The organism is Actinomadura luzonensis, from assembly GCF_022664455.2.
GTDB lineage: Bacteria > Actinomycetota > Actinomycetes > Streptosporangiales > Streptosporangiaceae > Nonomuraea > Nonomuraea luzonensis.
Window position 1 is genome coordinate 843,602 of the sequence record NZ_JAKRKC020000001.1, and the last position, 14,503, is coordinate 858,104.

13 protein-coding genes and 2 rRNA genes are annotated in these 14,503 nt (G+C 67.7%); 8 read left to right on the forward strand and 7 right to left on the reverse strand.

The window, feature by feature from the left end:
* Nucleotides 1–189: 189 nt before the first annotated feature.
* Nucleotides 190–1,245: a ribosome small subunit-dependent GTPase A gene (rsgA, locus tag MF672_RS03955; RefSeq protein WP_242375980.1), complete on the forward strand. Its 1,056-nt coding sequence runs from the start codon at nt 190–192 to the stop codon at nt 1,243–1,245.
* A gap of 48 nt (nt 1,246–1,293) precedes the next feature.
* Here the strand turns inward: rsgA and MF672_RS03960 are convergent, their stop codons facing one another.
* Nucleotides 1,294–1,740, reverse strand: a complete 447-nt coding sequence (locus tag MF672_RS03960; RefSeq protein ID WP_242375966.1) for a DUF4442 domain-containing protein — start codon at nt 1,738–1,740, stop codon at nt 1,294–1,296.
* Nucleotides 1,741–1,802: 62 nt separating this feature from the next.
* On the opposite strand from MF672_RS03960, the gene hisN reads away from it, so the two are divergent.
* Complete coding sequence (gene hisN, locus MF672_RS03965) at nt 1,803–2,633, forward strand: histidinol-phosphatase (protein ID WP_407654699.1); 831 nt, start codon at nt 1,803–1,805, stop codon at nt 2,631–2,633.
* Nucleotides 2,634–2,703: 70 nt separating this feature from the next.
* Here the strand turns inward: hisN and MF672_RS03970 are convergent, their stop codons facing one another.
* Both MF672_RS03970 and MF672_RS03975 read right to left on the reverse strand, forming a co-directional pair.
* On the reverse strand, nt 2,704–3,498 hold the full coding sequence (locus MF672_RS03970; protein ID WP_242375968.1) for a fructosamine kinase family protein: 795 nt from the start codon (nt 3,496–3,498) through the stop codon (nt 2,704–2,706).
* Complete coding sequence (locus MF672_RS03975) at nt 3,485–3,958, reverse strand: low molecular weight protein-tyrosine-phosphatase (protein WP_242375969.1); 474 nt, start codon at nt 3,956–3,958, stop codon at nt 3,485–3,487. Before MF672_RS03975 ends, MF672_RS03970 begins: the two co-directional genes overlap by 14 nt.
* Before the next feature lie 121 nt (nt 3,959–4,079).
* Here MF672_RS03975 and pstS point away from each other — a divergent pair, with 121 nt between their 5' ends.
* The 5 genes from pstS to MF672_RS04000 are packed head-to-tail and all read left to right on the forward strand — an operon-like array spanning nt 4,080 to nt 8,601.
* Nucleotides 4,080–5,198 (forward strand): phosphate ABC transporter substrate-binding protein PstS, encoded by a 1,119-nt coding sequence (pstS, locus tag MF672_RS03980; RefSeq protein WP_242375970.1) that lies wholly within the window; start codon nt 4,080–4,082, stop codon nt 5,196–5,198.
* 6 nt (nt 5,199–5,204) lie between these two features.
* Nucleotides 5,205–6,185, forward strand: coding sequence for a phosphate ABC transporter permease subunit PstC (gene pstC, locus MF672_RS03985; RefSeq protein ID WP_242375971.1), 981 nt, complete (start codon nt 5,205–5,207; stop codon nt 6,183–6,185).
* Nucleotides 6,182–7,084: a phosphate ABC transporter permease PstA gene (pstA, locus tag MF672_RS03990; protein WP_242375972.1), complete on the forward strand. Its 903-nt coding sequence runs from the start codon at nt 6,182–6,184 to the stop codon at nt 7,082–7,084. Before pstC ends, pstA begins: the two co-directional genes overlap by 4 nt.
* Before the next feature lie 15 nt (nt 7,085–7,099).
* Nucleotides 7,100–7,876 carry a phosphate ABC transporter ATP-binding protein PstB gene (gene pstB, locus MF672_RS03995; RefSeq protein ID WP_242375973.1) on the forward strand — a complete coding sequence of 259 codons (777 nt, stop codon included), beginning with the start codon at nt 7,100–7,102 and terminating at the stop codon, nt 7,874–7,876.
* Nucleotides 7,877–7,902: 26 nt separating this feature from the next.
* Nucleotides 7,903–8,601: a response regulator transcription factor gene (locus MF672_RS04000; RefSeq protein WP_242375974.1), complete on the forward strand. Its 699-nt coding sequence runs from the start codon at nt 7,903–7,905 to the stop codon at nt 8,599–8,601.
* On the opposite strand, the gene MF672_RS04005 is transcribed toward MF672_RS04000, so the two are convergent.
* Both MF672_RS04005 and MF672_RS04010 read right to left on the reverse strand, forming a co-directional pair.
* Nucleotides 8,570–9,523, reverse strand: a complete 954-nt coding sequence (locus MF672_RS04005; protein WP_242375975.1) for a serine hydrolase — start codon at nt 9,521–9,523, stop codon at nt 8,570–8,572. The genes MF672_RS04000 and MF672_RS04005 overlap by 32 nt on opposite strands.
* A 33-nt stretch (nt 9,524–9,556) precedes the next feature.
* Complete coding sequence (locus MF672_RS04010) at nt 9,557–10,444, reverse strand: phenylalanine 4-monooxygenase (protein WP_242375976.1); 888 nt, start codon at nt 10,442–10,444, stop codon at nt 9,557–9,559.
* 127 nt (nt 10,445–10,571) lie between these two features.
* On the opposite strand from MF672_RS04010, the gene MF672_RS04015 reads away from it, so the two are divergent.
* Complete coding sequence (locus MF672_RS04015) at nt 10,572–11,024, forward strand: Lrp/AsnC family transcriptional regulator (RefSeq protein WP_242375977.1); 453 nt, start codon at nt 10,572–10,574, stop codon at nt 11,022–11,024.
* 49 nt (nt 11,025–11,073) lie between these two features.
* Here MF672_RS04015 and rrf read toward each other — a convergent pair.
* Nucleotides 11,074–11,190, reverse strand: a 5S ribosomal RNA gene (gene rrf, locus MF672_RS04020).
* A 77-nt stretch (nt 11,191–11,267) separates the two neighbouring features.
* Nucleotides 11,268–14,481, reverse strand: a 23S ribosomal RNA gene (locus tag MF672_RS04025).
* Nucleotides 14,482–14,503 lie beyond the last annotated feature (22 nt).

The window sequence follows — 14,503 nt, forward strand, 5'->3', positions numbered from 1 at the left end:
AGGGGGCGACCCGGGCCGGCGTGCTGCCCGCACGGCGCCGCCCGCCACCTGTCCACGTCCTCCGGCGCCGTCCGGCCGTGCCCGAAGGCGCGCGGCCGGTGAGAATGAGCCGGTGAGAATCAGCCTGTGAGAATCAGCCTGTGAGAATCAGCCTGTGAGAAGGGGAAGCGAGCGCATGGGAGCGGACCGCTGAGGAAGCGGGAGTACGACGAGGACGACGTACGGGTCAGGCCGGGCAAGGGCTCACGGCCGCGCACCCGCATCCGTCCTGCGCACGAGGACGCCGTCGAGGGCTTCGTGGTCGCCGTCGACCGGGGCCGCTACACCGTCCTGGTCGAGCCCGAGCGCCCCAAGGGCTCGGCGCAGCGGCGCCGGCGGCAGCAGGGCCGGCTGGTGGTCGCGATGAAGGCCCGCGAGCTGGGCCGCAAGGGCATCGTCGTCGGCGACCGGGTGGCGCTGGTGGGCGACGTGTCGGGCCGTCCCGACACCCTGGCCAGGGTGGTCCGGGTGGAGCCGCGCACCTCGATGTTGCGCCGCTCGGCCGACGACACCGAAGACACCGACGGCATCGAGCGCCCGATCGTGGCCAACGCCGACCAGCTCGTCATCGTGGCCGCGCTCGCCGACCCGCCGCCCCGGCCGCGCATGATCGACCGCATCCTGGTGGCGGCCTTCGACGCCGAGATCGACACCCTGCTCTGCCTCACCAAGTCCGACCTCGCGCCGCCCGACGACCTGGTGGCCCTGTACGAGCCGCTGGGCGTCTCCCACGTGACCGTCCGCAAGGGCGGCTCGCTGGAGGAGCTGCGCGAGCACCTGGACGGGCGCATCAGCGTCCTGGTGGGCCACTCGGGGGTGGGCAAGTCGACCCTGGTCAACGCCCTGGTCCCGGACGCCAACCGGGCCGTCTCGCAGGTCAACGCGGTCACCGGGCGGGGGCGGCACACGTCCACGTCGGCGGTGGCGCTGGAGCTGCCCGAGGGCGGCTGGATCATCGACACGCCCGGGGTGCGCAGCTTCGGCCTCGCCCACGTGTCGGTGGAGACGGTGCTCGCCGCCTTCCCCGACCTGGTCGAGGGCACGGTCGACTGTCCCAAGGGCTGCACGCACCTGGGTGACGGCTGCGCGCTGGACGCCTGGGTGGCCGCCGGCAACGCCGACCCGGCCCGCCTGGAGTCCCTGCGCCGCCTCCTGTCGAGCCGCGAGGGCTCCCTGGACGACTCCGCCCCCGACCGCTCGGCATAGCCCCCCAAGAGCACGCCCCCAAGAGCACGCCGCTCAGGAGCGGGCCCCTCAGGAGCGGTGGGGCCGGAGGGTCCAGGTGATGTCCACGGTCGAGACGAGCGTGCCCGCGCCGTCCCTCAGCTCCACCGCCACGTCGAAGACGGGCCGCTCCCCCGCGTCCAGCTGGGCGACCACCTCATCGCGCGTCGCCCGCAGCCGCGCCTCCGCCCGCACCTCGCCCTCGGCGAACTTGCGGTACTCGACCGTGGCCCCGGTGGTCAGCGGCACCGCCCGGCCGAGCTGGTCGCCCAGCAGGGAGAGCATGGCCGCCCCCGACGCCGACTCCGCGAGCGTGAACAGCGCCCCGGCGTGCGGCCCCGCCACGTGGTTGTGCAGGTCCTCGCGATCGGGCAGCCGGCAGACCGCCCGCCCGTCGCTCACCTCGTCGAAGACGACACCCAGAGTCCGGGCAAAGGGGACGGTTTGCAGCAACAGAGCACCGACATCCAACGACATATGCACATGCTACTGGCCAGTAACTGAAACGGCGGTTACCAGAAAAGAGCCGTCTGTGACTGATGTTCGTCATACCCGACACGGTAGCGTGGGCGACCGTGCAGGGTTACAGCGACGATCTACGCCTCGCGCACGTCATGGCGGACGCGGCCGACGACCTGACCATGCGGCGGTTCAAGGCCGTCGATCTCAAGGTCGACACCAAGCCCGACCTCACCCCGGTCAGCGACGCCGACCGCGCCGTCGAGGAGGCCATCCGCGGCACGCTGCGCCGCGCCCGGCCCCGCGACGCGGTCGTGGGCGAGGAGTTCGGCCGGACCGGCTGGGGCGCCCGGTCGTGGATCATCGACCCCATCGACGGCACGAAGAACTACGTGCGCGGCGTCCCGGTGTGGGCCACGCTGATCGCGCTCATGGAGTACGGCCGGGTCGTCGTCGGCCTGGTCTCGGCCCCGGCCCTCGGCAGGCGCTGGTGGGCGGCCACCGACGGCGGCGCGTGGACCGGCAAGAGCCTGGCCAAGGCCAGCCGGATGCGCGTCTCCTCGGTCGCCACGCTGGAGGACGCCTCGTTCTCGTACTCCAGCTTCGGCGGCTGGGAGAAGACCGGCAAGCTGGACAACTTCCTCGACCTCAGCCGCGGCTGCTGGCGCACCCGCGCCTACGGCGACTTCTGGTCGCACATGATGGTCGCCGAGGGCTCGGTCGACTTCTCCGCCGAGCCGGAGCTGTCGCCCTGGGACATGGCCGCGCTCACCGTGATCGTCGAGGAGGCGGGCGGCGTCTGGACCGACACCGCGGGCGTCCGCGGCCTGGAGGGCGGCAGCCTGGTCTGCAGCAACGGCCTCCTGCACGACGAGGTCATCGCCCGGCTGAACGGCACGGTCGTCCGCTGAGCCGGCCCGCGTTCAGCCGCCGTTCACTTCCACGCCGTTCACTTCCGCGCCGTTCACTCTCGCGCCGGGCTCACAGCGCCAGCACCCGCCGCACCGCCTCCATCAGGCTCCCCCGGTACGACCCTCCGTACAGCACCACGTGCACCAGCAGCGGATGGAGCTGGTGCAGCGGCACCCGCTCCCGCCACCCGTCGGCGAGCGGCCACTCCTCGCGGTAGGCCCCGAGCACCCGGTCCAGGTGCGGCAGCCCGAACAGCGCCAGCATGGCGAGGTCGGTCTCCCGGTGCCCGCCGTGCGCGGCCGGGTCGATCAGCACGGCCGCGCCGCCCGACCAGAGCACGTTCCCGCTCCACAGGTCCCCGTGGATGCGCGACGGCGGCTCGGCCGGCCCCGCCACCTCGGCGAAGCGCGACACGGCCCGCTCGACCTCGGCGACGTCGGCGGCCGGCAGCCGCGCCCGGCGCAGGAAGGGCAGCACCCGCCGCGCCGCGTAGAACTCCGGCCAGGTGCCGCACGGCCGGTTGTCCAGCGGCAGCTCGGCGATGAACCCCGGCCACGGCGCGCCGAACGCCGCCGCCCCCGCCCGGTGCATCCGGGCCAGCTCCCGCCCGAACCGCTCGGCCGCCGCCGGCCCCGGCCGCTCCTCCTCGACCCACGACAGCACCAGCCGGTCCGCCCCCGCCTCGACCACCTCGGGCACCGCCATCGCCTCGCCCAGCCAGCGCAGCCCGGCCGCCTCGGCGGCGAACACCTGGGACGCCTCGGCGGCGGGCCCGCTCTTGACGAACACCAGCCGCCCGTCGTCCAGCACGCCCTGCCGCAGCCGCCGGCCGTGGGACGTGCCGAGCTCCCTAACCGATCTCATCGGCGACGTGCTTGGCCACGCCCTCGGCGGCCGACTCGACCAGCGAGAGCACCTCCTCGAAGCCCGCACGGCCCCCGTAGTACGGATCGGGCACCTCGGCCCCCTCGGGCGCGGCCGGGTCGAAGGAGCGGAACAGCCGCACCTCCACCCCGGCGGGCGCGAGCCTCCGCAGGTTGCGGACGTTGTCCCGGTCCATGGCCAGCACCAGGTCGTACCGGTCGAACCAGTCGGCGGTGAACTGCCGGGCCCGGTGCGCGGCCCCGTCGTAGCCGTGCTCGGCGAGGATGCCGAGCGCCCGCTCGTCCATGGGGTCGCCCACGTGCCAGTCGCCCGTCCCGGCGCTCTCGACGGTGACGCGGTCGCCCAGCCCGCGCTCCTCCAGGACCCTCCGCAACACCACCTCGGCCATCGGCGAGCGGCAGATGTTGCCCATGCACACGACGCATACGCGATAAGTCATACCTTCCATCATGAGGGTGACCAGGGGCGTTCACCGAACGTTCACCCTTCCTAGGGACCCGAGTCACTTTCGCTGCGTAGCTTCAACGGCGACTAAGGACCAAGTGAAAAGGAACCCAACCGTGAAGTATGCAGGCCGGCTCGCCGCCGTCGCCGTCGTCGGCGCGCTCTCGCTCGCTGCGTGCGGCACAGACAACAACCCCTCCGCGGGCACCAGCGGCACCTCCTCCGCCAGCGCCCCCGCCGCGGGCAACGACAACGCGGGTCTGAGCGGCACGATCAACGCCGCGGGCTCCTCCGCACAGGCCAACGCCATTGACGAGTGGAAGAAGAACTTCCAGGCCACCAACTCCGGGGTGAGCATCAACTACCAGCCCAGCGGCTCGGGCGCCGGCGTGCAGGCGTTCATCCAGGGCACGGTCTCCTTCGCCGGTTCCGACTCGGCCCTGAACGACGAGAAGGGCGAGCCGGCCCAGGCCGACGCCCGCTGCAAGACCGGCAAGGCCATCAACATCCCGATGGTCACCGGCCCGGTCGCGGTCGTCTACAACCTGCCCGGTGTCGAGGGTTTGCAGCTCTCCCCCAAGACCATCGGCGGGATCTTCAGCAGCAAGATCACCAAGTGGGACGACGCGGCCATCAAGGCCGACAACCCCGACGCCAAGCTGCCCTCCACCCCGATCCAGGCGTTCCACCGCTCGGACGAGTCCGGCACCAGCGACAACTTCACCAAGTTCCTCAAGGCCACGGCCGAGTGGCCGTACGAGCCGGCCAAGGCCTGGCCCGCCGAGGCCAAGGGCCAGGGCGCCAAGGGCTCCGACGGCATCGCCTCCTCGGTCAAGGACACCGAGGGCGCCATCAGCTACGTCGAGATGTCCTTCGCCGAGAACTCCCAGCTCCAGAAGGCCAAGGTCGCCAACGGCTCGGGCGAGTTCGTCGAGCTGACCGCCGACAGCGCCGCCAAGACCGTCGAGAGCGCCGAGATCAAGGGCACCGGCAACGACCTCAAGCTCTCGATCGACTACGGCACCAAGACCGCCGGCGCCTACCCGATCGTCCTGGTGACCTACGAGATCACCTGCGAGAAGGGCCTGCCCGCCGAGGAGGCCAAGCTGGTGAAGTCGTTCCTCACCTACACCGCCAGCGACGAGGGCCAGGCGGCGCTCAAGGACCTGGGCTACGCCCCGCTCGCCGGTGGCCTGCTCACCAAGGTCCGCTCCGCCATCGAGGCCATCTCCTAAGACCCGATGACGACCGACACGAGAACCCGCGGCGGCGGGCCGGCCACGAGCCGGCCCGCCTCGCGGCGCACCTCCGGTGAAGGCCCCTTCAAGTTCCTCGCGACCGGGGCCGGCATCGTCCTGCTGGCGATCATGGCCGCCATCGCCGTGTTCCTCATCGGCGAGGCGATCCCGGCGTTGCAGGCGAACAAGGGCAACTTCTTCACCGACCTCATCTGGGAGCCCAACAGCAGCCAGGTGTTCGGCATCGGCGCGCTGGCCTTCGGCACCGTGCTCAGCTCGGGCATCGCGCTGGTCATCGCCACCCCGATCGCGGTCGGCGTCGCGCTGTTCATCTCCCACTACGCCTCCCGCCGCGTGGCGGGCCCGCTCGGCTACCTGATCGACCTGCTCGCCGCGGTGCCCAGCGTCGTCTACGGCCTGTGGGGCATGGCCTTCCTCGTGCCGCTGCTGAGGGAGCCGTCCAAGTGGCTCAACGACACCCTCGGCTGGTTCCCGCTGTTCGCCGGCGAGGGCGCGATCGGCGGCAAGACCATGCTGGCCGGCGGCATCGTCCTGGCGATCATGATCCTGCCGATCATCGCGGCCATCTCCCGCGAGGTCTTCCTCCAGGTCCCGCGGATGAACGAGGAGGCCGCGCTCGCGCTCGGCGCCACCCGGTGGGAGATGATCCGGATGGCGGTGCTGCCGTTCGGCCGGCCCGGCGTCATCAGCGCCGCGATGCTCGGCCTCGGCCGGGCCATGGGCGAGACCATCGCGGTCGCGCTCATCTTCCCCGCCACCTTCGACATCAGCATCGAGATCCTCACCCCGCACGGCAACAGCATCGCCGCCAACATCGCCAACGGCTTCGGCGAGGCCACCCCGGTCGGCCGTGGCGCGCTGATCGCCTCCGGCCTGGTGCTGTTCATCATCACCCTGCTGGTCAACACGGCGGCCCGACTGATCATCAACCGCCGCAAGGAGTACGCGAGGGCCGGCGCATGACCCTGCAGAAAGAGGCCGTCCGGCCTGCCGCCATCCAGCACATCTCGACCGGCCGCCGGGTCAAGGACCGCTTCGTCCAGGGCCTGGTCTACCTGGCGTTCCTGCTGGCCGTGGTGCCGCTCGTGTCGGTGTTGTGGCTGGTCATCTCCAACGGCCTGAAGCGCTTCGACCTGGAGTTCCTCACCCACTCGATGCGCGGCATCGGCGCGCGCGACGCCGGCGGCGGCGCCTACCACGCCATCATCGGCACGCTCGAACAGGTGCTGCTCGCCTCGCTCATCTCGGTGCCGATCGGTCTGCTCACCGCCATCTACCTGGTGGAGTACGGCAGAGGCGGCCGGCTGAGCCGGGCCATCAGCTTCTTCGTGGACGTCATGACCGGCGTCCCTTCGGTCGTTGCCGGCCTGTTCGTCCTCGCGTTCTGGATCCTGTTCCTCGGCATGCCGTACAGCGGCTGGGCGGGCGCGATGGCCCTGTCCATCCTCATGATGCCGACCGTGGTCAGATCCACCGAGGAGATGCTGCGGCTGGTGCCGGGCGACCTGCGCGAGGCGTCGTACGCGCTGGGCGTGCCGAAGTGGCGCACGATCCTCAAGGTCGTGCTGCCCACCGCGTTCACCGGCATCGTCACCGGCGTCATGCTGGCCGTCGCCCGCGTGGCCGGCGAGACCGCGCCGATCCTGCTCACGGTGTTCTTCACCGACTCCATCAACAACGACCCGTTCAACGGGCCGCAGATGGGCCTGCCGCTCTACATCTTCGACCAGGCGGCCCGTCCGAACGACACCGCCATCGACCGCGCGTGGACCGCCGCCCTCGTGCTCATTCTGATCGTCATGCTGCTCAACCTGGTGGCGCGCCTGATCGCCTGGTGGCGTGCGCCCGCCAAGGGCCGATAGGGGGTATCGCCGCTCATGTCCAAGCAGATCCAGGTCTCGGGTCTGGACGCGTACTACGGGTCGCACAAAGCGATCGAGGACGTGTCGATGACCATCGAGCCTCGCTCGATCACCGCGTTCATCGGCCCGTCGGGATGCGGCAAGTCGACGTTCCTGCGCACGCTGAACCGCATGCACGAGGTCATCCCCGGCGCCCGCGTCGAGGGCAAGGTCCTGCTCGACGGCGAGGACCTCTACAGCGCGAACGTCGAGCCGGTCTCGGTGCGCCGGATGATCGGCATGGTCTTCCAGCGTCCCAACCCGTTCCCCACGATGTCGATCTACGACAACGTCGCGGCCGGCCTGCGGCTCAACGGCCGTGTGTCGAAGTCGCAGCTCGACGGCATCGTGGAGGAGTCGCTCAAGGGCGCCAACCTCTGGAACGAGGTCAAGGACCGGCTCAACAAGCCCGGCGCGGGCCTGTCCGGCGGCCAGCAGCAGCGGCTCTGCATCGCCCGCGCGATCGCGGTCAAGCCGCAGGTGCTGCTCATGGACGAGCCCTGCTCGGCCCTCGACCCGATCTCCACGCTGGCCATCGAGGACCTGATGGCCAAGCTCAAGGACGAGTTCACCATCGTCATCGTCACGCACAACATGCAGCAGGCCGCCCGCGTCAGCGACCGCACCGCCTTCTTCAACCTGGCGGGGCAGGGCCAGCCCGGCAAGGTCGTCGAGATGGACGAGACCTCCCGCATGTTCACCAATCCCAGCCAGAAGGCCACGGAGGACTACATCACGGGGCGCTTCGGCTGATGACCCGACAGCAGGCGGCATCCACGATGAACGGGGACACGAGGACCAAGCCCGTACTGCTCATCGCCGACCCCGACCGCACCGTGGTCGACGACGTGGCCGACGCGCTCGAACGCGAGGGCGTCGCGGTCACCGGCGCGCCCGACGGCGCCCAAGGGCTGCTGCAGGCCGGGGCTCTGCAGCCGGACGTGGTGCTCGTCTCGGCCACGCTCCCGGTCATCGACGCGGTCGAGTTCGTCCGCGCGGTACGGCTCGCCCGGGCCGTGCCGGTGCTGCTCGGCGTCGGCGAGGGGCACGCCGAGCAGGCCGTCCGCGCGCTCGCGGCCGGGGCCGCCGCCTGCGTGGCCAGGCCGTACCGGGTGCCGGAGCTGCTGCCGTTCATCCAGGCGGCCTCGCCCGAGTCTCGCAAGCTGCTCCAGGTCGGCGGCGTCGAGCTCGACGTGCAGGCCTACCAGGTACGCGTCGGCGGGCGCACCGTGCACCTGCCGCTGCGCGAGTTCGAGCTGTTGCAGTACCTGATGCGCAACGCCGACCGCACGGTCACCCGCGAGCAGATCATGCGGCACGTGTGGCACGCCGCCGGCACGACCTCGACGAACACCATCGCGGTGCACGTCAAGCGGCTGCGCGCGCGGCTCGGCGACGAGGACGACCAGCTCATCCAGACCGTGCGCGGCGTCGGCTACCGGCTGGTCACGCCGGGCATCGCCGAAAGCCGCGCATGACGCGCTGAGCGACGCCCTCGACGGTCGCGATGCCGGTCGCTACCTCCGGGCTGCCCTCGCTGAGCACGGCCACGGCGTAGTCGTGGCCGTCGTCCCTGATCAGGCCGACGGTGATGACGGCCCAGCGCTCGGTGGAGACCCGCTTGAGCCAGCCGTTCTTCAGCGCCACCCGGTCGTCCCGGCACGCGGCGGCGCTCAGACCCCAGTTCTGGCCGTCCACGACCGACCCCATGAGGTCGAGCACCCTGGCGCGCTCCTTGGCCTTCAGCGGGCTCCTGGGGGACACCAGAGCACTCATGAGGCGGATCTGGTCATCGACGGACGTACGGGTGATCCCCCAGCAGTACAGGTCCACACAGGCACCCGGCACGCCCCGGGTATGTTTCAGCCCGAACCGCCGCGCCGCCTCGGTGAACCCGCTCGCGCCCCCGATCCGCAGCCACAACCGGTCGGCGGCGTGGTTGTCGCTGTAGCGGATCATCTGCTCGGCGTCCCGCCGCACGCCGCCGGGCAGCTTCTTCCACGGGGTCCTCAGCAGCAGCCCCATGAGGATGAGCACCTTGGAGCTGCTGGCCGTGATCAGCCGTTCGCCCGGGTGGTAGCGGTAGCGCTGTCCCGTCGTCAGGTCCTTGACCTCAGCGGTGACCGGCCCCGGGCGACCGGCCAGATAGCGGTCCAGCCGCTCGGTGATCCGCTTCGCCGGGACCGGCCGCACCGTCTCCAGGGCGGCGACCCGCTCCATGTTCGCCGCCATGTCCGTCACCGCTCCTCCGTACAGGGGCAGGGGCCGGGCAGCCGCCGCGTCCGCCCGCCATCGCCCCAGTACCGGAGCGGCCGGCTCGACCGGGACCGTGAGCAGCGACAGGACCAGGGCGAGGGCGAGCAGCACACGTGCTGCCACCTGCCCCCGGCCCGCGATCACCCGGGCATTATGGCGAGAACCCGGACGAACCTGCTAGAGCGCCGAGGCGATCAGTTTCGCGATCGAGTCGTCGTCGCAGGAGTCCCAGAAGCCGCCCACGACGTCCTCCAACTGGTCGAGGGACTCGGCCCGGAACAACACGTCCTGATATTTCGTGATGTCGTAGTGCGTGGTCCCCATGGCCGCCAGGTCCAGCGGCCGGATGTCCATCCCGCGGAACTCCTCGATCTCCCCGTACGACGACAGGATCCCCGCACCGTACGCCCGCAGCTCGCCCTGCTCCCGCATCACCCCGAACTCCAGGGTGAACCAGAACACCTTCGACACGAACTCCAGCGCCTCCTCCCCCTCGACCCGCCGCGCGGCCTGACCCGCCAGCCGGTAGAGGGCGGCGTAACGGTCGCTCGCCAGCGCGTTGGCGTGCCCGATCACCTCGTGCACGACGTCCGGCTCCGGCGTGTAGAAGGGCACCGAGTGGTGGCGGATGTACTGCGTCGAGTGGAAGAACCCGTCCGCGAGCACGCCGTAGAAGTCGCGCAGCGGCACCAGCCCCGCCGCCGGCAGGTACCGGAACCCGGTCAGCGGCTCCAGCAGCCGGGAGACCTCCTCCAGCTGCGGGATCCGGTCGACCGGCAGCCCCAGGCGGGACACGCCGTCCAGGTACTCGGCCGTGGCGTACTTGGCGTGCTTGATCGCCAGCTCCCGGCTGACCATCGCCCACACCTCGTGCTCCTGCTCGGTGTACTCGGCCTCCGGGATGGGCGTCCCCGGCTGGTAACCGAGCGCCAGCCCCGCGATGGCGTTGCGCCGCGCCCGGTACACCGGATCCGCGAACCCCGGATGCGACGCCGCCAGCTCCACCACCACCGACCCGTCCTCCTGGGCGGCGACCGGCGCGAAGTACTGTGCTTCCTCAAACATGCCCAGATAACAGCAAGTCGCGCTTTCCCTGGCAAGAGCGCCCAATCGAACTGCGCGATACGCTCACTTCCGCGCGCCTGAACCGGCGTTTCCTGGTCGAACCGCACAGTCCCCCTGGAGGCCCCTCGTGGACCAGCTCGACGCCCGCCTGCTCGTGACCATGCGCGCGCACCCGCGCATCGGCCTGACCGAACTGGCCCGGCTCCTCGGAGTGGCGCGCGGCACCGTCCAGGCCCGCGTCGAGAAGCTGACCGCCCGGGGCGTCATCGAGGACTTCGGCCCCACCGTCTCCCCGGCCGCCGCCGGCCACCCCATCCTGGCCTTCGTCTGGCTCCAGATCGCGCAGGGCCGGCTGGAGGAAGCGGTCGCCGCCCTGCGCGCCGTGCCGCAGATCCTGGAGGTGCACGGCACCAGCGGCCAGCACGACCTGCTCTGCCGCGTGGTCGCCAGGAGCACCGATCACCTGCAGGAGATCATCGCCCGCGTCCTGGCCTCCCCCGCCGTGCAACGCACGGACACCACGATCGCCCTGAGCACCCAGATCCCGTACCGCATAGAACCGCTCCTGCAGTCCCCCTGAAACGCAGAAAGGCCCCGACGCTAGGCGTCGGGGCCTTCCCATAAAGATTGTCCGGCGGTGACCTACTCTCCCACACCCTCCCGAGTGCAGTACCATCGGCGCAGAGAAGCTTAACTTCCGGGTTCGGAATGTAACCGGGTGTTTCCTTCCCGCCATAACCGCCGTAACCCTGAGAAACAACCAAACACACACAGGCGTGTTTGCTGTCTCAGAATTGCGTAGTGGACGCGAGCAAGATGCTTTGTGGTCAAGTCCTCGGCCTATTAGTACCGGTCAGCTCCACACGTTACCGCGCTTCCACCTCCGGCCTATCAACCCGATCGTCTATCGGGAGCCTTACCCCCTCACGGGGTGGGAGACCTCATCTCAAGGCGAGCTTCCCGCTTAGATGCTTTCAGCGGTTATCCCTTCCGAACGTAGCCAACCAGCCGTGCACCTGGCGGTACAACTGGCACACCAGAGGTTCGTCCGTCCCGGTCCTCTCGTACTAGGGACAGCCCCTTTCAAGTCTCCTGCGCGCGCAGCGGATAGGGACCGAACTGTCTCGCGACGTTCTAAACCCAGCTCGCGTACCGCTTTAATGGGCGAACAGCCCAACCCTTGGGACCTACTCCAGCCCCAGGATGCGACGAGCCGACATCGAGGTGCCAAACCATCCCGTCGATATGGACTCTTGGGGAAGATCAGCCTGTTATCCCCAGTCATATGTAGCCGAAGATGGAAGATGAATAAGATAGACTGGGGTACCTTTTAGCCGTTGAGCGACACCGCTTCCACACGCCGATGCCGGATCACTAGTCCCAGCTTTCGCTCCTGCTCGACCCGTCAGTCTCACAGTCAAGCTCCCTTGTGCACTTACACTCAACACCTGATTGCCAACCAGGCTGAGGGAACCTTTGGGCGCCTCCGTTACCCTTTAGGAGGCAACCGCCCCAGTTAAACTACCCACCAGACACTGTCCCCGATCCGGATCACGGACCAGAGTTAGACGTTCAAAACGACCAGAGTGGTATTTCACCAATGACTCCACCCGAACTAGCGTCCGAGCTTCCCAGTCTCCCACCTATCCTACACAAGACGCTCCAAACGCCAATGTCAAGCTGTAGTGAAGGTCCCGGGGTCTTTCCGTCCTGCTGCGCGAAACGAGCATCTTTACTCGTAGTGCAATTTCGCCGGGTCTGCGGTTGAGACAGCGGGGAAGTCGTTACGCCATTCGTGCAGGTCGGAACTTACCCGACAAGGAATTTCGCTACCTTAGGATGGTTATAGTTACCACCGCCGTTTACCGGCGCTTAAGTTCTCACCTTCGCCCCACAAGTGGAGCTAAGCGGTCCCCTTAACGTTCCGGCACCGGGCAGGCGTCAGTCCGTATACATCGTCTTACGACTTCGCACGGACCTGTGTTTTTAGTAAACAGTCGCTTCCCCCTGGCCACTGCGACCCCCACCAGCTCCGAGTGCAAAACTCATCACCAGCAGAGGTCCCCCTTCTCCCGAAGTTACGGGGGCAATTTGCCGAGTTCCTTAACCACAGTTCACCCGATCGCCTTAGTATTCTCTACCTGACCACCTGAGTCGGTTTAGGGTACGGGCCGCCACAACACTCACTAGAGGCTTTTCTCGGCAGCATAGGATCATCCACTTCACCACAATCGGCTCGGCATCACATCTCAGGATACATACGAGGCGGATTTGCCTACCTCGCTCCCTACATGCTTACCCCAGGACAACCATCGCCTGGGCTGGACTACCTTCCTGCGTCACCCCATCGCTTACCTACTACCCGATCGGATCGAGCGTTCGGCCTAACACCGTCTCCGAAGAGACAGCTGACTTAAGGACTCTTAGCATCACGAGGTTCGATATGGGCGCATTGAAGCGGGTACGGGAATATCAACCCGTTGTCCATCGACTACGCCTGTCGGCCTCGCCTTAGGTCCCGACTTACCCTGGGCGGATTAGCCTGCCCCAGGAACCCTTGGTCATCCGGCGCGAGGGTTTCTCACCCTCGATTCGCTACTCATGCCTGCATTCTCACTCGCACGGCCTCCACGGCTAGATCACTCTGCCGCTTCACCGGCCGCACGACGCTCCCCTACCCACCAACAACAAGACGCTGTCAGTGCCACGACTTCGGCGGTGTGCTTGAGCCCCGCTACATTGTCGGCGCAGAATCACTTGACCAGTGAGCTATTACGCACTCTTTCAAGGGTGGCTGCTTCTAAGCCAACCTCCTGGTTGTCTCTGCGACTCCACATCCTTTCCCACTTAGCACACGCTTAGGGGCCTTAGTCGGTGATCTGGGCTGTTTCCCTCTCGACTACGAACCTTATCGCCCGCAGTCTCACTGCCACGCTCTCACTTACCGGCATTCGGAGTTTGGCTGACGTCAGTAACCTTGTCGGGCCCATCGGCCATCCAGTGCTCTACCTCCGGCAAGAAACACGCGACGCTGCACCTAAATGCATTTCGGGGAGAACCAGCTATCACGGAGTTTGATTGGCCTTTCACCCCTACACACAGGTCATCCCCCAGGTTTTCAACCCTGGTGGGTTCGGTCCTCCACCCAGTCTTACCTGAGCTTCAACCTGCCCATGCGTAGATCACCCCGCTTCGGGTCTACAGCATGCGACTCAAACGCCCTCTTCAGACTCGCTTTCGCTACGGCTCCCCCACACGGGTTAACCTCGCCACACACCATAACTCGCAGGCTCATTCTTCAAAAGGCACGCAGTCACATCACAACCGGTCCGAAGACCAGCTAAGCTCCTACGGCTTGTAGGCACACGGTTTCAGGTACTATTTCACGACCCCTCACCGGGGCACTTTTCACCTTTCCCTCACGGTACTCGTGCACTATCGGTCATCAGGGAGTATTTAGGCTTACCAGGTGGTCCTGGCAGATTCACACAGGATTCCTCGAGCCCCGTGCTACTTGGGATCCCCTCCAGCAGTCGACAAGGTTTCGCCTACCCGGCTCTCACGGTCTACGGCGCCCCTTCCCAGAGGCTTCGACTACCCCACCGATTTATCACTGCCCGAGACGGCGGCAGCCATCCCAAGAGGGTCCCACGACCCCGGACATGCAACGCCTGCCGGCTATCACACACGCCCGGTTTAGCCTCATCCGCTTTCGCTCACCACTACTCACGGAATCACTGTTGTTTTCTCTTCCTACGGGTACTGAGATGTTTCACTTCCCCGCGTTACCACGCCATTGCATGTTGATGGTGCTGCATCATGCTGATCGCGATTCATTGCGGGATGTTGTTCCCACCACCAACCGCCCTATACATTCAGGCGGAGGCAACACCACATGACTGGTGCTAGGTTTCCCCATTCGGACATCCCCGGATCAACGTCTGGTTGGCGACTCCCCGAGGCTTAACGCAGCCTCCCACGTCCTTCATCGGCTCCTGATGCCAAGGCATCCACCGTGTGCCCTAAAAAACTTGGCCACAAAGATGCTCGCGTCCACTA